Here is a 22,122-nt window from a genome sequence, read left to right as displayed (position 1 = left end):
CGGGCGCCCTCCCAGTCCTCGGCCCCGTCACTGCTTGGTGACAGTTCGCCCTTCCCGCCTTCCGCCGCCGTTGCAATCATTAGCATTTTCCCGTGAAAAGACCTGCGCGAAGGAGGAACAAGCAGTGGCGAAGAGGGCCCGCATTATCGTGGTCGGATGCAGCCTGTTCGGGTGCGCCGTGGCCCAGGCGCTCTCGGCGGCCGGCCACGACGTCATCGTGGTGGACATGCAGGAGGACGCCCTGGACGGGCTGGGGCCCGATTTCGACGGCGAGACGCTCACCGGCGACGGCAAGAGCGCCCTGGTGCTGGAAGAGTGCGGCGTGCGCCGGGCCACCCATCTGGTGGCCGCCACGGGCGACGACGCCTCCAACCTGCTCATCGCCGAGCTGGCCAGCGAGATCTTCGGCGTGCCCCACGTGCTGCCCCTCGTGGACGACGACGCTTTGGCGGACATCCTCGACGACATGGGCATCGCCCCCATCTGCCCCCATCGCATCTGCGAGGACGAGTTCTTCCGCCTCACCGGGCTGACGCGGAAGGAGGCCGACCTATGAGGGTGGTGATCGTGGGCGGCCGCTCCCGGGCCGATTATCTGATGGGCGCCTTAGCTGAAACCGTCGACACCGTCGTGGCCATCAACGACGACCGCCGCTTCTGCGAGTACCTCTCCAGCCGCCATGACGGCACGGTGATCTGGGGCAACGGCATGAAGCTGGCCGTGCTCGAGGAGGCCGGCATCGCCGGGTTCGACGCCATCGTGGCCCTCACCGGCCTCGACGCCGACAATTTGGCCATCTGCCAGGTGGCCAAGAAGTTCCTCGGCATCCGCATCCAGCTGTGCATCGTGTCCAACCCCGAGAACACGGCCATCTTCCGCCAGCTGGGTGTCACGGCCGCCATCAGCGCCACGGCCACCTTGGCCCAGGCCATTCGCGGGGCCCTGGAGCTTCCCGACCCCGTCGGCGCGAAGGCCCGGGCCGCCACGGCGGCGGCCGTCGCTGCGGCCGAGGCCGGCAACGGCGAAGGGGACGGCGCCGATGGCACCGCCGACGACGAGGAAGACCCCGGTGCCCCCTCGCCCTTCCGCTCGATTCTGGGCTCGTGGCACCACTTGGGGAAAGAGCGCCGGTGACCGTCATGGGAAAGACGCGCGGCGACAACCTTGCGCCGGCCATCGCCCTGGGCGAGCCGGGCGGCGAGCGCTCCGGCCCCGGGCCCCTGCTCGCGCGCTACGTGGGCGTGGCCGTCATGTTCGTCGGCCTGGCGGGCTTGGCACCCCTGGCGGTGCTGCCGGCCTACCCCGACGAGGTGGCCCTCGCGCCGTGCTTCATCTTCCCCGGGATCGGCGCGGCCATGGCGGGCTACCTCGTGTACTTCGCCTCGCCCGACCCCGCCCCGGGCGCCCGCCTTACCCGCGGGCAGGCCGCCGCGTGCACGGTGCTGGTCTGGGTTCTCGCCATCGCCGTCTACGCGCTGCCCTACGTGGCCGCTGGGCTGCTCTCCCCCGTCCAGGCCGTCTTCGAGTCCACCAGCGGGCTGACCACCACGGGCTTAAGCGTGGTGGACGTGGACGCCTGCCCGGCCATCTTCCTGTTCCACCGCAGCCTCACCTGCTACCTCGGCGGTGTGGGGCTCGTGCTCATCCTCACCTGCGTGGTGACCCAGACCGGCGGCCTGGGCGTGTACAACGCCGAGGGCCACACCGACCACTTGCTGCCGAGCGCCGCCAAGACCGCCCGCATGATCCTGCTCATCTACAACGGGCTCATCATCGCCGGCGCCGTGGCCTACTGGGCGGCCGGCATGACCCCCTTCGACGCCATCAACATCTCCATGTGCGCCGTGCCCACCGGCGGGTTCGCCACCCACGGCGAGAGCATCGCCTATTGGAACAGCCCGGTCATCGAGGCCATCACCATCGTGCTCATGGTGGCCGGCGGCACGAACTTCCTTCTGCTGTTCCTGCTGCTGCGCGGCAAGCTCAAGGCGTTCCTCACCCATATCGAGACGCCGCTGTACTTCGGCACCATCGCCGTCATGGCCCTGGTGGTGGCCGGTTTCTTCCTAGGCCAGGGCGTCAGCGGCGACGGGGCCGAGGCGCTGCGGCAGGGCACGTTCCAGGTCGTGTCGATCCTGACCTCCACGGGGTTTCAGACCATCCCCTCCTTCGCCGATCTGGGGCCGGCGCTCCTGTTCCTGTTCGGCCTGCTCATGCTCGTCGGGGCCGAGGCGCGCTCCACCTCCGGCGGTATCAAGCTCTACCGCGTCGCCGTCGCCTCGCTGGGGCTCGGCCACGATTTGCACGAGCGCTACGGTAACAAGCGCCATGTGACGAGCATCAAGATCAACCGTTTCGGGAAGCGGTCGGTGCTCACCGAGGTGGACGTGGCCGAGGCCCAGACCTACGTGGTGCTGTACCTGCTGCTGTGCGCGGCCGGTGCGTTCGCGCTCATACTCTGCGGAGCCACCCTGCAGGAGGCGGTGTTCGACTTCATCTCGTGCCTCGGCAGCACCGGCGTGGGCACGGGCTTCCTCGGCGCGGAAAGCGGCCCCGCGCCGCTGCTGATCGGGGGCGCCGGGATGCTTCTGGGCCGTCTCGAGATCATCCCCCTGTTCATGGGGGTGGGCACCTTGGCGTCGATGATTCGGAAAGGGGTTCGCCATGGCCGCTAGCAGTCGCAGATTCCCGCTGAGAAGCTCCCTCTCGACACGGCGCGTCCTGCGCAACTTGGTCGCCTTCGCCCTGCTCTACGGGGCCGGCCTGGCCGCCGTGTGGGGCTTCTCGCTCTTGGGGGTGAGCACGCTTGTGGCCTTCCCCGTCTTCGTGCTGGGCGTGCTCATCGCCAGCCTGGAGACCGACTCGGGGCTGTGGGGCGCCGCGCTGGGAGTGGCCTACCTGCTCTCCTACGACTTCCTGTTCACCGCGCCCCTCTTCACGCTGAAGGTGCTCAGCCGCACCGACGTGGCGGCGCTCGCCATCTTCCTCGTCGTGTCGCTCATCATGGGCGTGATAACCCACCGCATGAGCCGCCAGGTGCAGGCGGCCGAGCGCACGGCCTGCGCGCTGGGGCGGCTGAACCGGCTGAGCGTCGGGCTGCTGGAGAGCTCCACCTCTCAGGCGGCTTGCAGCTTCGCCCAGGAGTTCCTGACCCGGGTGCTGAGGCGGCCGGTGACCATCACCTTGGGGGAGCCGCCGGTCGCGGGCAGCGCGGCGGCCCGCGACTGCTACGAGCGTCGCTCGCCCACCGGCTACGGCGAGCCGGGCTGGCGGGATGCGACGGAGAAGTACCTGCCGCTCGGCATGAAGGGGCGCCTGTACGGGGTGGTGGCCATCGACTGCTCCTCGGGGGATGTGGATAGCGGCAGCCTCTCCCTCGTCAACGCCGTGGTGGCCCAGACCCTCGTGGCCGTGGAGCGCAACGAGCTGGCGGAAAGCGAGCCCGACGGTGCCGGCGTCCCAGCGGCCATATCGGCCCCGTCCAACGACAAGAGCGCTGCCGAACCGATACGTCCGACAGCGCTCTCATAGACTGATCGCGATATCCCAAGGCCAATCGCGGCGGGCCGTTCTCGGCTCCAGGCGCGCTACTTGTCCAGCATCTCGCGCACTTCGCCGCGGCCCTCGTCGTGCAGGGCCTTCTCGTCGGGCGCCAGGCGCTCCAAAAGCTCCAGCAGCTCGCCCATATGCTCGCGCTCCTCGTCGCGGATGTCGGAGAGCACCTTCTTCGCATCCTCGTTATCCGTCGCCTGGACGTGGGCGTCGTACTCGTGGATAGCCTCAAGCTCCCCGATGATGTCCTGGCGAATGGCGTTGACGAGCTCCTCGTCAGTCAGCTTGCGCGGCACTTCCATCACGAACGGATTCGAAATTGTGGCCATGACGGTTCCTTTCTCGCAGCTTCTAAAAGGCCCGCGCCTGCAACGCCTGCGGTAGCACGGCGGCAAGCGCGAGGGTCTGTGGGCCATCCTAGGCGATTGGGTTGGAGCCGCAGCCCAGGCCGCCTTGTTGCCACCGACCTGTAGACACTGCGACAAGAAGCGTTGGATTAGACGGCAACGGCTCGCCCAGTCCAGGGCGTAGCGCGCCGCCGTCACCGACGTGCCGTTGGAATGCACGCTCAGATCGTCCATCACAAACGCGATCCTCATGAGGCCCTTACTCCTCGGCCGCCAGGGCGAGACCCTCGGCGGCGGGAGCGGCCGAGGCGGCCTGGTCGCGCTTCGCCTCGGCGACGCGGGCCTTGCCGCGGGCGCGGGCCTCTTCCACCGAAACCGTTTCGATGCGGACGATGAAGTACCAGATCTCGAACACGGTCAGTCCGATGAGGATGGCCTTCAGCCACCACTGCGGCACCACCAGCGCGAGCATCGGCATGGCGGTCACGCCGGGGGCAGCGCACAGGATTTTGGCCCGCAGTGTGAGCGAGCGCGTTTCCATGAAGTTGGCGATGAAGCGCTTGTACATGCGGGTTCCCTCGAACCACGTGTTCAGACGTTCGGAGCTGCGCAGGAAGAAAAACGAGGTCAGCAGCAGAAACGGCGTTGTGGGAATAATAGGAATGATGACGCCTATGGCCCCCAGTCCCAGGAACAGCAGTCCCAGCCCCGCATAAAGATAGCGCTTGATCGTCATCGCATCTCCCGTTTCGTTTATCGCCTTGAAGGCTCGTCCGTCATCCCGCAACGGCCTTTACCGAAAGACCCCATTTCGGACAACCCGTCGCCTCAAAGGCGCAGCGTGCACCACATTAGGGATATCTTAGCGATCAGCGCCCACCAACCGCATCACCCAAATGAGCTATATGCGAAGCAGTGGTACGCGTCAGTCGCGACCGTCCAATCTGCTGTGATCGATTTGCTTCGCGGGACCCGACGTGTGCGTCATATCGTCGGCCATCATCAACCGGACGCAAGCCAGAAGAACCGTATCGCATCCTTCAAGTTCCATGGGAAAGTCAAGGCACCTTCTCCCTGCAGGAGCATTTTCATCTCCGTTTATGAGGAGAATAACCCCTCGCTGCAATTGCTCTCCAACGCGGTGTCTCCGCAATCGGTCTCATAGACCGCGATGCTTCTCAGCTTCTTCCGCACATCGCTTTTGAGCGTCGCACTTCCCCCTCCGAAAACGCCGGCGGTGGAAGTTCGCGTGGCGAAAAAACGCCGAAATTTCCCGTTTTCCACATTTTGAAGTCCCTCAGAAGTGCAAAGCCCCTTCCAATGTCAGCGTTTTCCCAGGTCAGATATTTCCGCTCAGTCCAAAGCCTCGAGACCACCGTGGAAACGGGAAATTTTGGCGTAAAACCTTCAGCCTGGCCTCATTTCGTAAGACTCGAACAAAGCGCAAGCGGGCCGCGTTATGTCGGCCCGACCCCATTCCGCACGACTTTGGGCGAAACGCAAGCGAGCCGCGCTCGGCCTCCCTCCGAGCGCGGCCCATCGTCCGCATTATGTCAGGTCAGCGCATTTCGACCTAAGACTGCTCCATCTCGGGAACCAGCTTGCGACCCGCCGCAAGCGACAGCAGACCCAGCACAATGAGCAACGCGATGATGACGAGCATCACGATGAACGTGAACTGGAAGCCGATGGAGTCCACCAGCAAGCCCCAGAACGTCACGGCGAACGCACCGCACAGGGAGCCGACCATCGCAACACGCGAGTAAATGCTCGAGTACTCAAGCGTACCAAAAATAGTGCGCGTCATGAGCGGAGTGAGCACCGTGCCGCTGGCGTAGAAAACGCCGAACATAAAGCCGCCGGCAAGCACCACAAACGACACGCCTGGGAACAGCAGCAGCACGCCCAAACCGGCAAGCCCGCAGATCATGGCGAAGAAAAGGCCGCCACGCACGCTGATCTTATCGTTGATGATACCGATAAGGATCTTGCCTGCCGCCTGCCCGAGCATAGCCATCGAGGCAACCGTGGCGGCAATGGCCACCACATCGGGGAACTGCTGCAACGAAGACACGTACGACGGCAGATACTGGTAGAAGTTCATGCCCAGGTTCACCAGCGCGGTGAAGATGGCCAAAACGAAGAACGCCGACGTCTTCATGGCGCGAGCCGCCGGAATGCCCTTGGGAGCGGCGGCCTGGGTAGAACCCGCCTCGGCCACTTCTTCAGCGCCCACGGGCAAAAGACCCACATCTTGAGGATGGCTGCGAACACCAAACAAAGTGAACGGCAGGGCCATCACCAAGCAGAGCACGCCGAATACGAGGTACCCTGTTCTCCAACCCTCGGGACCCGTACCGATGAGATAGCCTCCCACCAGGTTGAACACTGCGCCACCAATGCCCGTGAACGCCATGCACAGGCCGATGTAGAATCCCACATTCTTCCGGAACCAACGATTGATCAGCGTTGGCACCGTAAGAATGAGCATCTCAGCCAAACCGATGCCCATGATCGCGCCCGTCACATAAAACTGCCACACCGCATTGAAGAACGACATGGCAATAAGGGGCACGCCAATGCAGGCAACACCCGCCGAAAGCACCAAGCGCAAGTCCTTCGTCTCGGTCAGCTTTCCCAGCACGGGAAGAACCAAGGCCGTAACGACCAGCATAATGGTGAGGTACAGGGCAAAAGCGCCTCGGCCGACACCGAGCGACTCACTTACCGGGGTAAAGTAGATTCCAGCGCAGCTGAGGGCGAAAGAACACGGCCCAAAGCAGCAGATAATGCCCGTTGCAACAACAAGGTAGGGAAAGATACTCTTCTTACCGGGAGATGTACTCATCGACATCCTCCTTCGTATCGGCCCGCCCGACACGAATCGGACGGGCAAGTAATGTTATTTGCCCGACTCCGACTGGCCGCTCTCTTTCTTCTGAGCACGCAACGCTTTGGGGAGGCGCTTGGCAAACTGCATCAGGGCGCCGCGATCTTTCTTGACAATGCTCCAGCCCTTTGCCAAATCCTCAGGCGCGATAATGACATCCATGCGCATGCTCCCCAAAGCCTTGCAGTCCATGACGAGCTTTCCGTCCTTGTACTCGAACGCAAACACCTCGACAACAGGGCTGCCATCCTCCGTGCGAGCCATAATGGACGGTTTGACCAGCTTTGCAGCCATGCTTCTCTCCTTTGTTTGTAAGGGATTCGACTGATTGCAAGACTGCCGAGCGAATCCGGGGAATAAAAATGGGGAGGGCGCCGCGCCTATCGGCAAGGCGCCCTCGATCAGCGTCTTCGACGCGTTACTTCTTCACAATGTCGCGGAAATCGACACCGTAGTCCTCGAGCACCTTCTGAATGCCCGAACGCGCACTTGCGGCGATGGCACCGCCCGGATGCGAGCTGCAGCCGAGGAAGTACAGGTTCTCGATGTCGCCATGATAGTCGTGGCCGCGGCCCGGCAGCGGACGGAAGTCGTACATCTGCGAGGGCTGCATGCCGATCTGGCCGATGTCGCCATCGCGGAACGCCGGGTTCCACTCGGTGTACTCGAGCGGGGTGCAGCCCCAACGGCCGACCAGGTCGTCGTCGGTGATGTTGGTGCAGCGGCTCTTGAAGAACTCCCACAGGGCGTCCTTCAGCTCTTGGCCCTTGGTCTCCCAGTTGTGCCAATCGCCGTCGAGGTTCCACGGAGCGTAGCTGTAAACGTTCACCACGCAGCCGCCCTCGGGCGCACGGCTCGGGTCGCGCAGGCTGGGCATGGTGATCAGCGGCAGCTTGGGGCTGAAGCCGCCCAGGAGGTACTCGGAGAAGGTACGCAGGTACTCCTCTTCGTCGGGCGCGAACTCGATGCAGAACGAGTCCTTCACGGCCTCGCCCGTCTTGAACTCGGGAATCTTCGACAAAGCGAAGGCCTGGTTCAGGGCCACGAAATCGGCATTCTTGATCTTGGCGATATGCTCGCGCTCGTGGGCAGGGGCAGCGTCGCCCAAGCAGTCGTACACGTCGCGCACGTTGATGGTGGAGATGACGCCCTCCGTTGCCACGAACTCATCGCCGCACTTGGTGCGAACGCGCTTGACTTCGCCGTCTTCCACAACCAGCTCGTTGACCCACTCATTGGTGAACAGGTCGACACCATGGTCGCGGGCGCAAGCGGTGAGCGCGTTCACGAAGTTGACGCAGCCGCCAACGGGGAACGGGGCGCCCGGATTGCCCGGCGCGTGCAGGGCCGCGCAGAAGGCCAGCAGCGTAGCGGTGCCGATCTGGCGCGGATCGATCATCATCTCGGTGCACCAGCGCGTAAGCGTGACGCGCACTTCCTCGCTCTCGAACCACTCTTCCACGATCTGCTGCGCAGAGGAGTTCATGACACGAATGAACTCGCGCCCTTCGGGCGACATGGCGAGCACGTTCATCATGGGACCATACGCAGGAATGGCTCCGGCAGTGCCCGCGGCCGCCGCACCGGAGAGCTTCAAGAAGTAATTGACGAACTCACGATACGTTTCGGCATCGCGCTCGGAGAACTTCGCAATCTGCTCGCAAGTCTTATCGAGGTCGGAATACAAAATCAGATGCTCTTCGTTGGGAAAGATCGAGCAGCACAGCGAATCGACGAACTTGTACTCCAGGCCGTACTTCGAGAACAGCTCCAACTCATCCTCGCGCACAATGGGCGTACGCGAAATGAGGTTGTGCACCATGCCCCCTTGATCGGCAATGTAACCGGGCGCAATCTCCCCTGATCGCGTACCACCGCCGAACTCGTCGAGCGCCTCGAGAACGCAGACCTTGTAGCCCGCCTTCGCGAGGTAGATCGAGCTGAGAAGGCCATTGTGGCCACCGCCCATTACGACGAAATCGTATGTTCCACCGCTCATACCTTTTCCTCCTTTTCCGGAGCCCGGGGCCGGCTTTTCCGACCCTCAAGGTGAATATAGAACGCAGCCCCCACGCATATAAATGCCCGCATTCCCTTTTTCGTAGAGAAACGAATCACACTTTTCGAATTATGTAGACATTTAGCAGAACAGATTTGCCAATGTGGGGAAATTCCCCCGAACGATGCCGCCCGCTGGCTAGACATCTCATTTCACCGAAGCTATGATCTGTTTTGCCTTGACGTGTGGTTCGTACCGCAAGCAATGGCGATATGCTCGATCAGCCCTCCGCCAATTGAGCACAACCAAGGAGCCGTCCTCGTCAGCTTTTGCGAGCAGATTGGAACGTCATGGGAAAAGCCTCGGAGATGACGAAGCAGAGCATCGCCGACTGTTTCATAGAACTGGTCGTTGCGCAACCCGATCCGCGTCGGCGAATTGATGTAACCACCCTGGTGAAAAAACTCGAAATCGATCGGAAAACCTTTTACAACCACTTCGACAATACGACCGACCTCGTTATCTGGATCTTTCGGGCGCGCTTGGCTGAGAAACTGCGAGATCGGAAGTTCTATCAGGCCGAACTTGACTACCCTGCCGAGGAGCTACACGACAAGTACACCGATCTTCCCTGCTATGCCCGGTTTTACGGCAGACGCGAGGGAGAGCTCAATCAAGGGCCTTTCTTTCGCACCGTGTGCGGCGTGCTTAATGAGCAGAGCGAATACTATCGGCGAATCTTCGGCTTCGCTTGCTATATCGATTTCTCGCGTTATGTCGAGCTTCTGTTCATACCGCTTTTCAGGACAGATATCCAGATAATGCTCGGCGAGGGCCGCAAGCTATCGGCATCCACCCACGAGTTTTTGGCGGAATATCACGCCACGGGGCTTTGGGGACGCGTTCGGCTGTACTTCTCCTACCTCAACCAATCCATCCCCGACCAAAATCTCGACCCCGTTTGGAACTACGCCCATACGGCCATTCGCCTCACCCTCGATGCCATGTTCGAAGGGCCCGAGGGCAATGCAACTTTTCACGCGCAGCTCGCGCAGAAGCGATGCGGCCGCCCCCTGTAGCGGCAGGCGCTGCTCACCGTCACGAACCCGCACCTACAAGCGTGCCGTCAGCACTTCCCCTTTTGAAGCGCTGACGGCACGAGCGTTTGCATTGCGCTACTGGCAGAGCGCGGCGGCTTCCTTATCCACTACAACCGTGACGTTCGGATGGAACTGCAAGATGGAAGCGGGCACCTCGGGGGTAACCGGCCCGAAGAAGGCGCGGCGAACGATGTCGGCCTTGTCGGCGCCGTTTGCGACCACGAGGATTTCCTTGGCCGCCATAATGGTGCCAATGCCCATGGTGTACGCCTCGCGGGGCACATCGTCGGCAGAATCGAACAGGCGAGAATTGGCGTTGATGGTGCTCTCCGTCAACGCCACGCAGTGCGTCTCCTTGGGGAACTCAGGCGCGGGTTCGTTGAACCCGATGTGGCCGTTGTGCCCCAGGCCCAGAAGCTGCAGGCCCAGTCCGCCCGCCTCGGCGATGGCCTGCTCGTAAGCGGCGCACGCAGCGTCGGCATCGGGGCAAGCGCCGTCCGGCACATGGGTGCGAGCAGGGTCGATATCAACATGGGAGAACAAGTTGTGCTCCATGAAGTAGCGGTAGCTCTGGTCATGCTGCGGATCGAGCCCGCGGTACTCGTCCAGGTTGAAACTGGTCACGTCCTTGAAGCTCAACGCGCCGGCCTCGCAATCCTCAACCAGGCAGCGGTACAGGCCGATGGGGGTCGAGCCCGTGGCCAAACCCAGCACGCAATCAGGATGCGAGGAAACGTAGCCGCTTATCACGCGCGCGGCCGTACGCGACATAGCCTCGTAGTTCTCGGTGACGATGAATTTCATGGGAAGCCTCTCTCTTTGGAGCCACCAGAAAAGATGCGTGCCCATGCTAAACCATGTCTTTCCCGCAGCGGAGATCAGCCGCAAGTTTTCATCAGGTTTTCAGCTCGCAAGTGCTACGAGCGCCTCGCCTCGCGCGAGGCCCGACGCACGTCCTGCTCCGCTTCCAAAAGCTCGCGGGCATGGGCGATGGCGTCGTCGATGCAGCTGCGGAAGTGCTCCTCTCCCACCAGGTCGACGAAGCCGGCGCGCCGCATGGTCTTCATCGGCTGCTCGTTCACATGCGAGAAGATGAGACGCACCCCATGGGAGTTGCAGTAGTCGTACAGGTTCTCCAGCGCGTTCATACCCGTGGCGTCCAGCGAGGGAACACCGCGCATGCGGATAATCAGATAGCGGGTGAAATCCTTCACCGAGATGTCGGCGATGCGCTCGGTCATGCCGAAGAACATCGGCCCGTTGATCTCGTACACGCGCACACTCTTCGGCAGCTCGCGCAAATGCGTGACCTCGGAATTCTCGTCGCAGTAGTACTTCCAGCCCTTGACCTCGGTCTCCTCGCTCACCATCTTCATGAACAGCACCACCGTGATGAGCATGCCCACCCCGATGGCCACCACCAGATCGAACACGATAGTCAGCACGAAGGTGAGTACGAGCGTGGCAACGGCTCCCTTCGACGCCGTCTGGCACAGATGCGCGAAGTTGCGCCAGCCGGACATGTTGTAGGCGACGTACAGCAAAATAGCGGCGATGGTAGGCATGGGAATGAGCGCCGCATAGGGCATGAGGAAAGCGAGCACGGCGACGAGCACCAGCGCGTGCACCATGCCGGAAATGGGCGTGCGGCCGCCGGCCTTCACGTTGGCGGCGGTACGCGCGATGGCGCCGGTGGCGGGGATGCCGCCGAAGAGCACCGAGGCGATGTTGCCGACGCCCTGGGCCACCAGCTCCATGTTGGCGCGGTGATGGCCGCTGATCATGGAGTCGGCCACCACGCAGGAGAGCAGCGACTCGATGGCGGCCAGAATGGCGATGGTGACGCCGTTGGCGAACTGGTCGCGGAAGAGCTCCAGGGTAAGCTCGGGCATACGGAAGGCGGGCAGGGCGCTGTCGATGACGTAGAGGTCGCCGATGGTGCTGACCTCAAGGCCGAGTCCGCTCACCAGCGCGATGCCCGCAAGCAGAGCCACAAGCGAGCTGGGCACGCGCTCAGTCACGCGCGGCCAGAGGAACAGTATCGCCAGGCAGACAACGCCCACCAAACACGCCTGCCAGTTCACCGTGGAGAAATTACCCACGAGGGCAGCCAGCTTCTCGGTCGTCTCCACCGTAACGGTGTCGGGCGGGTAGGTGAGGCCGAAGAAGTCCTTCAGCTGGCCGATGGTCAGCGTGACGGCGATACCCGCCGTGAACCCAGTGGTGATGGTGAAGGGGACGAAGCGGATGATGGCACCCAGCTTGAACAGACCCATGAGAACGAGCAGGATGCCCGCGATAATGGTGGCAGCAATGAGGCCCTCCATGCCATCGGTGGCCACAATGCCGGCCACAATGGTGGCGAAGGCCGCCGTGGGACCCGAGATCTGCACGCGACTGCCACCGAGGAACGCGATGAGGAAGCCGGCGACGATGGCGGTGTAGAGGCCCTGTTCCGGCGAGACGCCCGAGGCGATGCCCAGCGCGATGGAAAGCGGCAGCGCCACCACGGCCACCACGACGCCCGCCACGATGTCCTTAGGGATTTGCTCTTTCAGCTCTTCTTTGCTGGAATGCTTGATAATGCTGAAAAGGATGGGCTTCAACTTGTCGCGCTGCTGCATGGCGGGAAAACTCGGCTCCTTCGATCGTCGCGGGCGGAAAGACACGAGGCCGCATTTTATCGCTGACCAAAACACCCATCAATGCAGAACCCGCGTTCGGCAGAAAGTCGCCCTTCGGCGCATGAAAAACGGCCCCGCATATGGTGCGGGGCCGTCGGGCGCTGGATGCGCTCAGCTGCTCTGCTGCCGCTCGCTCTGCTACCAGGTGCGGGAGGCCAGGGCGCGGAACTGGGCCACGGTGGAGACGTGGGAGTTCAGGCCGCCGTCGACGGTCACCACCTGGCCGGTGAAGTACGAGCTCTCGTCGGAGGCGAGGTAGACGCACATGGCCGCGATGTCCTCGGGCGTGCCGTAGCGGGCCACCTCGATGTTGTCCAGGAAGATGTCCTTCAGCGCCTGGGGCACCTTCGCCTCGTTCTGCGGCGTGACAATGAGGCCGGGGCGCACGCAGTTGCAGCGGATGTTCTGCTTACCGTACTGCAGCGCCGTGTACTGGGTCAGCATGTCGACACCGGCCTTGGCGCAGGCGTAGGCCGTCGAGCCCAAATCGCCGCCGCAGGAGGCCATGGAGCCGATGTTGATGATAGAGCCCGCGCCCTGCTCTTGCATGAAGGGCAGCACGGTCTTAGTGCAGTAGAACGTGGAGCGCACGTCACTCGCGAACACGGCATCCCAGTCCTCCAGGGAGATCTCGTCCACACGGCCGTCCTTCAGCGCCATGCCGGCGGCGTTGTTCACCAGCACGTCGATGGAGCCCCACTTCTCCTTGGTGTCGGCGAACAGCGCGTCCACCGTTTCGGGCTGGGTGATATCCAGCTTGTGGAACCAGGCGGTGCCGCCCGCCTCGGCGATGGCGTCCACGACGGCCGCGCCGCGCTCCTCGTTGCGGCCGCACACCACCACGCGCGCGCCCTCGGCGCCGAACATCTTCGCGATACCCGAACCGATGCCGCTGGTGGAGCCGGTGACGATGGCGACTTTGTCCTTCAAACGATCCATGCTTGTCTTCTTTCTACGCGAGAATGCCAGCCAACAACGATAATTCTATCAGTAGGCATCCTTTGCGCTACCATAGAGGCCGCACAAACAAGGCGAGCGAGAAAAAGAGGCGTCGTGGAAAATACCGAAGGCAGAATTGCAGCGCAGGGTTCTTCGAAGGAAGAGCCCCGCGATCTTGGGGCAGATCGTGCCGTGTGCCCGATCTGCCCGCATGCCTGCGCCCTGGTCGAGGGGCAAACGGGGCTCTGCCGTGCGCGCGTCGCCGAGGGTGGAGAGGTGGTGGACGCCAACTACGGGCGCATCACGTCACTGGCACTGGATCCCATCGAGAAGAAGCCGCTGGCCCGCTTTCGCCCTGGAAGCAAGGTGCTCTCCGTAGGTTCCTACGGCTGCAACCTGCGCTGCCCGTTCTGCCAGAACGCTTCCATCGCCTGCGCCGGCGAGCGCGACGTGCCCTGGCGCGAAATCGCACCGGCCGAGTTGGTGGATGCGGCCGCATCGCTTGTGACCGAAGGCAACATCGGGCTCGCCTTCACCTACAACGAGCCGCTCGTGGGCCTCGAGTTCGTCCGCGACACCGCGCACCTCGCCCACGAGCGTGGCCTGGTCAACGTGCTGGTATCCAACGGCTACGTGAACGACGGCCCGCTGCACGAGGTGGCACCGTTCATCGATGCCGCGAACATCGACCTGAAGGGCTTCACCCAGAGCTTCTACGACCTCGTCGGCGGTGACTTGGCAACTGTGAAGCACACCATAGAAGTGCTGGCTGCCACACCCAGCTGTCACCTGGAAGTAACGACGCTCGTCATCCCCGGCCTGAACGACAGCGACCAGGAAATCGCCGAGGCCGCCCAATGGCTCGCCTCGCTGGATCCGTCGACCCCCTACCACCTGACCCGCTTCTTCCCCTGCCACCGCCTTACCGACCGCCCCGCCACCCCACCCGAAACCGTACACCACCTGGCCAACGTAGCGAGGCGCTATTTGAAGCACGTCTACGTAGGAAATTGCTAGGAGAGGCAGCTTGATTTGTTTTAGCGTCCTTGATTTGTTTTAGCGTCCTTGATTTGCTTTAGCAAGCCTTAGCGCACGCGATCAAGGAGACAATGAAGCGCATGCGCGACCGATAGCGACCGATAGCGACCGATAGCGACCGATAGCGACCGATAGCGACCGATAGCGACCGATAGCGACCGATTTCGCCCCTTGCGCAGTTGATCCTTTTGCTGCTAGACTGCACTTCCGTCAGCGAGAGCGCTGGCGCATTTTATCCAGAGTCGGGGTAGAGAGTTGGCTCGACGATCCCGGCACCAACCGGCCGCGCGGCACGGTGGTCCCGCCAACATCGATGAAAGGAGTCCTGCCATGGACAACGTCTCTGTGCGCGATGCGCGCGAATTCCTTAACCTGAGCGTCGAGCAGCCGAGGATGCACCTCCTCGATGAGCCCACGGGCCACATTTCGGCCATGGGGAAGGCCAACTTGGGCCACCAGATGCGCTACAGCGTGGAACGTCTGGAAGCCGAACTGGCCGATGACGGCGAGCCGCGAGTGCTCCAGCTGGTTTGCGAAGGCGACGAGCACGAGCCCCGGGCGTGGACGCTCTACGCCGACGGCCTCAAGTGCGCCCACGGAACCGGCGAGTTCGCCCGAACGGGCTTCTGCGAAGCGGCCGACGCGTTCATGGGCGTCTGCCGTGAAGCCGTGCGCGCCTCCGCCCTCCCCTCCCGCAGCGAGCACGACTACGAGCTACTGCGCGCCGCCCGAAGGATAGCGGCGGTGGAAGCGGGCGCCTCTCGTCCAGCAAATCGATAACGACCGATAACGACCGATAACGACCGATAACGACCGATAACGACCGATAACGACCGATAACGACCGATAATGCCATCGAAACTTTAACTAAGAGATGGGGCAACATGAAAGATGGCACCGTGATGACATTGCGCGAGAATGGTCAGCTGGAAGCAAAACGCGCCAAAGGCGGTGTGCCCGAGAGCATCTGGGAAACCTATTCCGCTTTCGCGAACACCAACGGCGGGCTGATCATCCTCGGCGCAGAAGAAGGCCCAAAAGGAGAGGTAGAGTACGTCGGAGTCCCGAACCCTGAACAGCTCGTTAAGAAATTCTGGGACGGAGTGCACAATCCCTCGAAAGTCAGCGCCAACATTCTCACAGATGATTCGATCACCATTGAGACAATTAACGACTGCGACATTATCCGCATTCAAGTTCCTCGCGCCAACCGTCATTTGAGACCTATCTACATCTGCGGCAATCGGGAAAAGGGAACCTACCGCCGAGATGGCGAGGGAGATTATCGCTGCTCATCCGAAGAAATCGTTGCCATGATTCGCGATGCCAGCAACGAGCCGCTCGACGACACCGTGCTTGAAGAGTTCTCGTTAGATGCTCTTTCGTGGGACACGGTAAGCCGATATCGAGCCGTGGTGTCAGCTGCCCGACCGAATCATCCGTGGCTCAAGCTCGATGATGAGGGGTTCCTCGTGAAGCTGAATGCCATTGGACGAACAAATGGAGAGGGAGAATTTCATCCAACACGTGCCGGTCTTCTCATGTTCGGTTTCGAGTACGAAATCGCAAAGGAATATGCGAACTACTTCCTAGACTATCGCGAAGCAGATCAAGAACGCCGATGGGCAGACCGCATCACATCGCAAGACGGAACATGGACGGGAAACCTTTTCGATTTTTGGACGGAAGCGCTACCGCGACTGACAAGCGGCCTTAAGAAGCCGTTTGCGCTCGACAACAATCTCCAGCGCATCGAAGACACCGAGATGCACGCCGCAATAAGAGAGGCACTCGCGAACGCACTCGTTCATTCGGACTACTATGGAAGAAGAGGCATCGTCGCTCTGAGATATTCTGACCGAATCGAAATAGCCAATCCCGGCAATTCACGCGTAGCGCTCGATGTGGTGAGAGCGGGCGGAATTTCAGATGCGCGCAATCCGACTCTGATGCGAATGTTCGGGCTTATCAGCGCTTGTGAGCGAATGGGAAGCGGATTCGACGTAATGAGCAACGCTGCGAAAGCGGCAAGCGCTCCCCCGCCCGAAATCGAGGAGCTTTTCAACCCAGACCGCGTAATGGTAAAAGTCTACACAGGGAAGCTGTCTGCGTTCTATTTTGACACCGACGCACCCAGCAATAGCTCTCCCTCCGAGACAAACCACACGCCGGCTTCTTCCAGCTCTGCCCAGCCATCCGTGCCCGCTCCACAACTTGCCCTCTCCCACGATCTCGCAAAAATCGTAGAGGTCGCCCGAGAAAAGGAAAGTTTCACACGCAGAGATGTGGAATCCGCGTTAAACTGCGGGCCAACCAAGGCCAAAGGGCTTATTGCCGAATTGCTGGGCATGGGCATTATCGCGTCCGAAGGCTCGGCGCGCGGAACAAGGTACCGCTTGCGCTAGAACAAGGGGCGGTTCGGCCGCCCCTGCAACTCGACGCGGTCGAATTTGGCTAGGATCTCACTGGCCTCTGCGAGCTGCTTGCAGGAAATGACGCCTATGACCGTGCTTCGGCATCGCGGGCGGCCTCGCGCGGAGGCGCCCGAAGCTTTCGATCTGCGGCGGAATGGGTGGAAGCCAGATCTTCCAGCAAGATGCCAACGCTCAAACCGCATGGCACTGCCGACAACAAACTACCCGACAACTCCAACGCGAAACCGCAACGTCCCAAAGTATCCTTTGCGGGGAAAAGCCGCAGATCCGGAAAGTAAGCGAGTCCTTACAGCTCGATCGAGAAGACCTCCGTCTGGTTGACCAGGTCCAACTCAAGCTGCAGCGCAGCGATCTCGTCCGCGACGGCGCGGTAGTCCGCCTCCGCTTGGGCAACGTCATAGTTCGCATATCGGTACTCGATGGGCCCGTTGCTGCTGCCGAAGTACCGGTTGCCCAGTCGCTCCTGGGGTTGCCGCGAAGCGAGCGAGTTCAGGCGATCCTTACGCCCCGACAGCTGCGCGAGCAGGATAAGGGCCTCGTCGATGGTGATGCCTCGCTCGGGCAGAACCGTCTGCATGTTGAACCGGTGCAGAGCGTGGCGAATGGCCCGCGCCTGCCCGTCGATCTGCGCGACCTTCTCACGCACGGCCCCGTAGTCGTAAGCAGGAGGCTCGGCTGCCTCCCCTTCCGCAAGCACGTAGGTGCTCACCTCCTGCTCGGCCCGCAGGAGTCGATCCTTCTCGTCCTGCAATCTCCGCAGGTACTTGTTGGCACTAGCCGATGTGAATTCCACGCGCCACCTCTTTCTCGCGCCGACTATTCGATGGCCTCCACCATACCAGGCACCAGCAGTCGCATTCATCAGGCAAGCGAGTCCGATTTAGGATTGATACTTTTGCACTGGATCCCGTAAACTATCCCAGCGCAAATCCCTAGAACAACCGTTTTCACAATGAGTAGATATGGGCGCTTATTTTTTAAGCAGCAACTCAGGTATCGTTTTAACGACCCCGAGAAGTTGACGACGGTATTTTACGCCAATGCCGAACAGCCCAGCACCTCCAATGGCGACACCTTTTCCTGCTGCGGCCTTCCTGTCCTCTCTTTCCGCTTTGCAAAGCACACAAAAGGCCTCATCGTCGCCATCAACCACTGTTCTGCACTTTTTGCTTTTGCAGATGTGAACCAGCTTCGATCCGCATTCCGGACACTCGGCAACAGCACTCTTGAACTTCTCGTTCTTCTTATAATTTTTGCAATCCTTGTTGGGACATCCCAGTCTAATCTTCTTTTTCATCGCAGTCCTCTTCCGAAGCTTGAGTAAGATAGAGCACGGTTTCCTGGCTGCGCAGCTGCTTTGCCAGATCGCCCATATTCAACGACAACTTCGCCCGCCGCCTCCAGACACCTCGCTCTGTTCCGTTGTCAACCGGGTCACATTCGGCAAGGAACCCCGCATTAGCGACTATTGCGGAATCTATGAATCGCGAATACCCTTCCAGTGCGCTAACCATAGCTGCATATTCGCCCGTCTCTCCATAGATAGCCGCCCTGAGGATGTACGACCGATGAATGCCCTCGAATCCTTGATTGATTTGAGCCATGCGCTTCAGAATAAGCTCTCTGTTCTTACCTTTTGCATCTTTGTACGACTCGCTCCTAAGCCATTCCACATCGGACTGCAGTTGCAGGGATAGTTGCGACGAGGCGTCCGATAAAGCACGTATTGCCTGTGAAGTCAGCTGCCTTTTCAGTGCATCATCTGAAACGTTTCTAGCCTCCAGGAACAGCTCCAATCCGCTTTGATATAACGCGAGCCTGTCGTTTTGCTGACCACGTACAACATCCCTGACGTTGAGGTCTATCAGCGTGATGCAATCTTGCATTTCCTTGACTTGGGTTTGAAGGGCGCGCAATTGCATGGCGTTTGCCATTTGGATGGGATCTATTCCCTGACTAAACTCCTCACGCCTGATAGGAACCTTCTCTCCGTAATGCCCATTACTTTCCCTAATTTGGGCATACATCTTGCCGTTATTCTCTTGCGTAAACTTGATTCGTCCTTTTTCCAAAGAGTCGATCATTGCGTCAGGCGTGTCGACAACGTACCGAACGCCTTTCGTAAAGGCTTCGGCGGTTTGAGCAACAAGCGAGGCGTCCTTGGATACTGCAGCGATGATGGCCTCAGCTGCCCTATCGGCCTTTTCAAGAGACGAGCCTACGCTCTTTGCAAGAAGAGCAGCAGGATAGTTCGAGTCATATGGATCGATTTCGTTGCTAGCTCTTGGAATGATTTCTTTGTCCGATTCAGCCATGTTCGTCCTCTTTATCATTACTCGGATTGGTTGTAGATATTATAATCGTTTGTATTGCAAAACGAACCGTTCGGGAGAGGTCTATGAAGTTCACAGAGCTAGTAGATTCAGGGGCGAGCAAGACAAAGCAACATGAATACCTAGTCGATGGCGAGCAAACCGCCATCACCATTCGCATACCGAGCAACCTCAAGGATGCCGCTGCCGAGGCGGCGACGCTTAAAGGACTAAGCTTCAGTGCCTTCGCGCGCATGTGCATGATCGACGAGCTCGTTAAGGAAGACTAGCGATGGAGTTCCTGAGCAACATCGGAGAGGAGCGACTCGGTGACGCTCTGGCAGAGTCCATCGGCAACGATGCGAAGCTCTCCATCATCAGCTCGTATTTCACGGTGTTCGCATACGGCGAGCTGAAGGATGCCCTTTCCAAAGTTGAAGAGCTTCGCTTCGTGTTCAGCGAGCCCACCTTCGTCAAGCGCATGCAGGATGCCAAGGAGCCCATGGAGTTCGAGCTGAAGCGCCGTTCGCGCGAACAGGGCATAGGCGGAACGGGACTTGAGCTTACCTTGCGCAACAACCTCAACCAGCGCGCACTTGCCATGGAGTGCGCGGAGTGGATCCGCGAGAAGGCGACATTCAAGTCCGCCAAGCATTGCGGTGCCATCCAGCCGGGCGGCACCTATCACATAGACAACGCGAATGGCGAGGCGCAGGCCTTCATGGGGGCATCTGCCGACTTCACCTTGGAAGGTCTCGGATATGACCGCAGACCCGAGACTGTGATGGGTGTGAGCCACTATGAGGGCAAGACCGAGGCTGCTGGCCTCAAGGCCATGTTCGATTCCGTGTGGGACAACCCCGCCATGGTGGAGGAAGTGACCGATGCGGTAGCCGAGCAGGTCCAGACCCTCTATAAGGACAATGCTCCCGAGTACATCTACTTCCTCACCCTCTATCACCTTTTCAGGGACTTTATGGCTGATGACGAGGACGACCCCATAAAACCGGAGTTCCGGCTTGAGGACTCGGTCATCTGGAACAAGCTCTACGACTTCCAGAAGGACGCCGTGGTCGGTGCCATTCACAAGCTGGAGAAGTACAAGGGCTGCATCATCGCCGACAGCGTGGGTCTTGGAAAGACCTTCGAGGCGCTCGCCGTCATGAAGTACTACCAGGAGAGAAACGCTCGCATCCTCGTGCTCGCCCCCAAGCGCCTGCGCGAGAACTGGACGCTCTACGCAGCGGACAACGACGAGCGCAACGTGCTGGCAGACGACCGCCTGAGCTTCACGGTGCTCAATCACACCGACCTTTCGCGCTACACCGGATATTCGGGAGACGTGAACTTGGAGACGCTTCGCTGGGGCAACTACGACCTCATCGTCATCGACGAGTCGCACAACTTCCGCAACAAGCCGACCGACACCACCAAGAAAAGCCGCTACGACCGCCTGATGGAGGACATCATCAAGTCGGGCATCCGCACGAAGGTGCTCATGTTGTCGGCAACTCCCGTGAACAACCGTCTGCTCGACCTGCGCAACCAGATAGAGATCATCACCGAGGGCGACGACGAGTACCTGGCAGAGGACGGCATCCCCTCCATCAACAGCGTGACGCGCAGGGCGCAACAGCGATTCCAGGAGTGGAGCAAGCTCGACGACGCCGAGCGCACCACCCAGTCGTTCGTGAACGCCGTGAACGCCGACTATTTCAAGCTGCTCGATGTGCTCACCATCGCACGCAGCCGCAAGCACATAGACAAGTACTATACGGCAGGCGATACCAAGTTCCCCGAGCGCCGCAAGCCCGTCTCGCTCCACCCGCCTATTGACTCGAAAGGCGAGCTTCCCTCCATAGCCGAGCTGAACGACATGATCGCATCGCTCACGTTCGCGCAGTACCAGCAGCTCGCCTACGTCATGCCGGGACGCCAGCAGAAGTACGTGGACATGTACGGCGACACATGGGGTCGCGACTTCGACAGCCAGATCAACCGCACCCAGGCCGTGGCCAACCTCATGCGCGTAAACCTGCTCAAGCGCCTGGAGAGCTCCATCGACGCGTTCAGAATCTCGCTTGAGCGCATCTACGAGGGCAACCTCGCCACCAAGCAGATGCTCGATAAGGCGGAGCGGCTGGTCGCCCAGCGTGACATGGCGCAGATTGACGCGGCCATGTTCGACGACGAGGACGATTTCGCGGAGTACCGCGCTTCGTCGAAGGTGCACGTGGATCCCGCCGATCTCGACCGGCTGAAGCTCGGCCAGGACATCGACTACGATATAAGCGTGCTTGAGCAGTTGCTTGGCTACGCCCGCGAGATCACGCCCGAGCGCGATGAGAAGCTCCGCGTCCTGCGCGAGCTCATCGAGCAAAAGGCCGCCAGCCCCTTCAACGGCGGCAACAGGAAAATCCTCGTAAAATCCTCCTTTGCAGAATGTGGGTAGCGCATCCGCCGCCGCGCGCGTTGCCCTATAATCGCAGGCAACAGAACATCCATCCGCGAGACCGCCCGGATGGACGGCGATGCTCTTGCGATGTGGAAGTCCTCGGCGTCGCCGTCCCTCCGGGCAGCGAGGACTTCCACCATGAGCGGAGAAGAGAAGCGGCGGCGCCCGGCGCCGTCGGCCACGCCGTGGGACGGCGCCGGCGACGGCGAGCTGTCCCCGGCCGAGAGGATCGTCAGGGACTGCTACCGCGACATGTACCGCTACCGCCACGCGGGCGCCGGCCTGGTCGGCGAGGCCGATTTCTTCAACGGCTACGACCGCGACGCGTGCCCGCGCTGCGGCTCGCCGGCGATCGAGGGCAACGGGCGCGA

The 22,122-nt window shown here is 61.0% G+C and carries 22 protein-coding genes; 11 read left to right on the top strand and 11 right to left on the bottom strand.

What is annotated here, in order from left to right:
* The first annotated feature begins 124 nt into the window (after positions 1-124).
* Genes NE591_RS08025 through NE591_RS08010 form a run of 4 tightly spaced genes read left to right on the top strand, consistent with a single transcriptional unit; the run spans position 125 to position 3,531 of the window.
* Entirely contained in the window at positions 125-556 is a 432-nt protein-coding gene (locus NE591_RS08025; RefSeq protein ID WP_022740587.1) for an NAD-binding protein, read from the top strand.
* Positions 553-1,134, top strand: a complete 582-nt coding sequence (locus NE591_RS08020; RefSeq protein ID WP_117283815.1) for a TrkA family potassium uptake protein — start codon at positions 553-555, stop codon at positions 1,132-1,134. Before NE591_RS08025 ends, NE591_RS08020 begins: the two co-directional genes overlap by 4 nt.
* Before the next feature lie 5 nt (positions 1,135-1,139).
* On the top strand, positions 1,140-2,675 hold the full coding sequence (locus tag NE591_RS08015) for a TrkH family potassium uptake protein (protein WP_256156587.1): 1,536 nt from the start codon (positions 1,140-1,142) through the stop codon (positions 2,673-2,675).
* Entirely contained in the window at positions 2,665-3,531 is an 867-nt protein-coding gene (locus tag NE591_RS08010; protein ID WP_256156562.1) for a DUF4118 domain-containing protein, read from the top strand. The genes NE591_RS08015 and NE591_RS08010 overlap by 11 nt, the downstream gene beginning before the upstream one ends.
* Positions 3,532-3,587: 56 nt before the next feature.
* Here the strand turns inward: NE591_RS08010 and NE591_RS08005 are convergent, their stop codons facing one another.
* The 5 genes from NE591_RS08005 to NE591_RS07985 form a co-directional block, all read right to left on the bottom strand.
* Entirely contained in the window at positions 3,588-3,881 is a 294-nt protein-coding gene (locus NE591_RS08005) for a hypothetical protein (RefSeq protein WP_022740591.1), read from the bottom strand.
* 277 nt (positions 3,882-4,158) lie between these two features.
* Positions 4,159-4,635, bottom strand: a complete 477-nt coding sequence (locus NE591_RS08000; protein WP_256156561.1) for a DUF454 family protein — start codon at positions 4,633-4,635, stop codon at positions 4,159-4,161.
* Between the two features lie 837 nt (positions 4,636-5,472).
* On the bottom strand, positions 5,473-6,747 hold the full coding sequence (locus tag NE591_RS07995; protein ID WP_173112014.1) for an MFS transporter: 1,275 nt from the start codon (positions 6,745-6,747) through the stop codon (positions 5,473-5,475).
* Between the two features lie 54 nt (positions 6,748-6,801).
* Positions 6,802-7,083, bottom strand: coding sequence for a hypothetical protein (locus tag NE591_RS07990; RefSeq protein WP_173112011.1), 282 nt, complete (start codon positions 7,081-7,083; stop codon positions 6,802-6,804).
* Between the two features lie 124 nt (positions 7,084-7,207).
* Positions 7,208-8,788 carry an NAD(P)/FAD-dependent oxidoreductase gene (locus tag NE591_RS07985; protein ID WP_173112008.1) on the bottom strand — a complete coding sequence of 527 codons (1,581 nt, stop codon included), beginning with the start codon at positions 8,786-8,788 and terminating at the stop codon, positions 7,208-7,210.
* 368 nt (positions 8,789-9,156) lie between these two features.
* On the opposite strand from NE591_RS07985, the gene NE591_RS07980 reads away from it, so the two are divergent.
* Positions 9,157-9,867 (top strand): hypothetical protein, encoded by a 711-nt coding sequence (locus NE591_RS07980; RefSeq protein ID WP_147270688.1) that lies wholly within the window; start codon positions 9,157-9,159, stop codon positions 9,865-9,867.
* Between the two features lie 96 nt (positions 9,868-9,963).
* Here NE591_RS07980 and nagB read toward each other — a convergent pair whose 3' ends face one another.
* The 3 genes from nagB to NE591_RS07965 all read right to left on the bottom strand — a co-directional run bounded on the left by nagB (position 9,964) and on the right by NE591_RS07965 (position 13,511).
* The gene (gene nagB / locus NE591_RS07975) at positions 9,964-10,692 is read right to left on the bottom strand and encodes a glucosamine-6-phosphate deaminase (protein WP_114539388.1); all 729 of its coding nucleotides are present in this window, start codon (positions 10,690-10,692) and stop codon (positions 9,964-9,966) included.
* A 113-nt stretch (positions 10,693-10,805) separates the two neighbouring features.
* Positions 10,806-12,512, bottom strand: coding sequence for a SulP family inorganic anion transporter (locus NE591_RS07970; protein WP_114549670.1), 1,707 nt, complete (start codon positions 12,510-12,512; stop codon positions 10,806-10,808).
* Between the two features lie 198 nt (positions 12,513-12,710).
* Positions 12,711-13,511 carry an SDR family NAD(P)-dependent oxidoreductase gene (locus NE591_RS07965; RefSeq protein ID WP_173112002.1) on the bottom strand — a complete coding sequence of 267 codons (801 nt, stop codon included), beginning with the start codon at positions 13,509-13,511 and terminating at the stop codon, positions 12,711-12,713.
* Positions 13,512-13,625: 114 nt separating this feature from the next.
* Here NE591_RS07965 and amrS point away from each other — a divergent pair, with 114 nt between their 5' ends.
* The 3 genes from amrS (at position 13,626) to NE591_RS07950 (ending at position 16,954) form a co-directional block, all read left to right on the top strand.
* Positions 13,626-14,528 carry an AmmeMemoRadiSam system radical SAM enzyme gene (gene amrS, locus NE591_RS07960; protein ID WP_231699581.1) on the top strand — a complete coding sequence of 301 codons (903 nt, stop codon included), beginning with the start codon at positions 13,626-13,628 and terminating at the stop codon, positions 14,526-14,528.
* Positions 14,529-14,879: 351 nt separating this feature from the next.
* Positions 14,880-15,329 carry a hypothetical protein gene (locus NE591_RS07955; RefSeq protein ID WP_173111999.1) on the top strand — a complete coding sequence of 150 codons (450 nt, stop codon included), beginning with the start codon at positions 14,880-14,882 and terminating at the stop codon, positions 15,327-15,329.
* Between the two features lie 104 nt (positions 15,330-15,433).
* Positions 15,434-16,954, top strand: coding sequence for an ATP-binding protein (locus NE591_RS07950; RefSeq protein ID WP_173111997.1), 1,521 nt, complete (start codon positions 15,434-15,436; stop codon positions 16,952-16,954).
* 316 nt (positions 16,955-17,270) lie between these two features.
* Here the strand turns inward: NE591_RS07950 and NE591_RS07945 are convergent, their stop codons facing one another.
* From NE591_RS07945 to NE591_RS07935, 3 genes are all read right to left on the bottom strand, one after another.
* Positions 17,271-17,777, bottom strand: coding sequence for a hypothetical protein (locus NE591_RS07945; protein ID WP_173111994.1), 507 nt, complete (start codon positions 17,775-17,777; stop codon positions 17,271-17,273).
* Positions 17,778-17,954: 177 nt separating this feature from the next.
* Complete coding sequence (locus NE591_RS07940) at positions 17,955-18,281, bottom strand: hypothetical protein (protein WP_173111991.1); 327 nt, start codon at positions 18,279-18,281, stop codon at positions 17,955-17,957.
* Positions 18,265-19,299 carry a hypothetical protein gene (locus NE591_RS07935; RefSeq protein ID WP_173111988.1) on the bottom strand — a complete coding sequence of 345 codons (1,035 nt, stop codon included), beginning with the start codon at positions 19,297-19,299 and terminating at the stop codon, positions 18,265-18,267. Before NE591_RS07935 ends, NE591_RS07940 begins: the two co-directional genes overlap by 17 nt.
* Positions 19,300-19,382: 83 nt before the next feature.
* Between NE591_RS07935 and NE591_RS07930 the strand changes: the two genes are divergently transcribed.
* The 3 genes from NE591_RS07930 to NE591_RS07920 form a co-directional block, all read left to right on the top strand.
* Positions 19,383-19,586: a YlcI/YnfO family protein gene (locus NE591_RS07930; RefSeq protein ID WP_173111985.1), complete on the top strand. Its 204-nt coding sequence runs from the start codon at positions 19,383-19,385 to the stop codon at positions 19,584-19,586.
* A 2-nt stretch (positions 19,587-19,588) separates the two neighbouring features.
* A complete protein-coding gene (locus tag NE591_RS07925; protein ID WP_256156560.1) occupies positions 19,589-21,748 on the top strand; it encodes an SNF2-related protein in 2,160 nt (719 codons plus the stop codon).
* A gap of 141 nt (positions 21,749-21,889) precedes the next feature.
* On the top strand, positions 21,890-22,122 hold a 233-nt coding region (locus tag NE591_RS07920), incomplete at its 3' end, for a hypothetical protein (RefSeq protein ID WP_256156559.1).

The sequence above is a fragment of the Adlercreutzia sp. DFI.6.23 genome (assembly GCF_024462535.1).
Taxonomy (GTDB): Bacteria; Actinomycetota; Coriobacteriia; order Coriobacteriales; family Eggerthellaceae; genus Adlercreutzia; species Adlercreutzia rubneri.
The sequence above is the reverse complement of the archived record's forward strand: the minus strand, read 5'-3'. Positions and strand labels throughout refer to the sequence as shown.

Excerpts from the sequence above, each read along its gene's own strand:
- NE591_RS08020 (WP_117283815.1), top strand. The coding sequence starts at position 553 with ATGAGGGTGGTGATCGTGGGCGGCCGCTCCCGGGCCGATTATCTGATG.
- NE591_RS08015 (WP_256156587.1), top strand. The coding sequence starts at position 1,140 with ATGGGAAAGACGCGCGGCGACAACCTTGCGCCGGCCATCGCCCTGGGC.
- NE591_RS08010 (WP_256156562.1), top strand. The coding sequence starts at position 2,665 with ATGGCCGCTAGCAGTCGCAGATTCCCGCTGAGAAGCTCCCTCTCGACA.
- NE591_RS08005 (WP_022740591.1), bottom strand. The coding sequence starts at position 3,881 with ATGGCCACAATTTCGAATCCGTTCGTGATGGAAGTGCCGCGCAAGCTG.
- NE591_RS08000 (WP_256156561.1), bottom strand. The coding sequence starts at position 4,635 with ATGACGATCAAGCGCTATCTTTATGCGGGGCTGGGACTGCTGTTCCTG.
- NE591_RS07995 (WP_173112014.1), bottom strand. The coding sequence starts at position 6,747 with ATGAGTACATCTCCCGGTAAGAAGAGTATCTTTCCCTACCTTGTTGTT.
- NE591_RS07990 (WP_173112011.1), bottom strand. The coding sequence starts at position 7,083 with ATGGCTGCAAAGCTGGTCAAACCGTCCATTATGGCTCGCACGGAGGAT.
- NE591_RS07985 (WP_173112008.1), bottom strand. The coding sequence starts at position 8,788 with ATGAGCGGTGGAACATACGATTTCGTCGTAATGGGCGGTGGCCACAAT.
- NE591_RS07980 (WP_147270688.1), top strand. The coding sequence starts at position 9,157 with ATGACGAAGCAGAGCATCGCCGACTGTTTCATAGAACTGGTCGTTGCG.
- nagB (WP_114539388.1), bottom strand. The coding sequence starts at position 10,692 with ATGAAATTCATCGTCACCGAGAACTACGAGGCTATGTCGCGTACGGCC.
- NE591_RS07970 (WP_114549670.1), bottom strand. The coding sequence starts at position 12,512 with ATGCAGCAGCGCGACAAGTTGAAGCCCATCCTTTTCAGCATTATCAAG.
- NE591_RS07965 (WP_173112002.1), bottom strand. The coding sequence starts at position 13,511 with ATGGATCGTTTGAAGGACAAAGTCGCCATCGTCACCGGCTCCACCAGC.
- NE591_RS07955 (WP_173111999.1), top strand. The coding sequence starts at position 14,880 with ATGGACAACGTCTCTGTGCGCGATGCGCGCGAATTCCTTAACCTGAGC.
- NE591_RS07950 (WP_173111997.1), top strand. The coding sequence starts at position 15,434 with ATGAAAGATGGCACCGTGATGACATTGCGCGAGAATGGTCAGCTGGAA.
- NE591_RS07940 (WP_173111991.1), bottom strand. The coding sequence starts at position 18,281 with ATGAAAAAGAAGATTAGACTGGGATGTCCCAACAAGGATTGCAAAAAT.
- NE591_RS07935 (WP_173111988.1), bottom strand. The coding sequence starts at position 19,299 with ATGGCTGAATCGGACAAAGAAATCATTCCAAGAGCTAGCAACGAAATC.
- NE591_RS07930 (WP_173111985.1), top strand. The coding sequence starts at position 19,383 with ATGAAGTTCACAGAGCTAGTAGATTCAGGGGCGAGCAAGACAAAGCAA.
- NE591_RS07925 (WP_256156560.1), top strand. The coding sequence starts at position 19,589 with ATGGAGTTCCTGAGCAACATCGGAGAGGAGCGACTCGGTGACGCTCTG.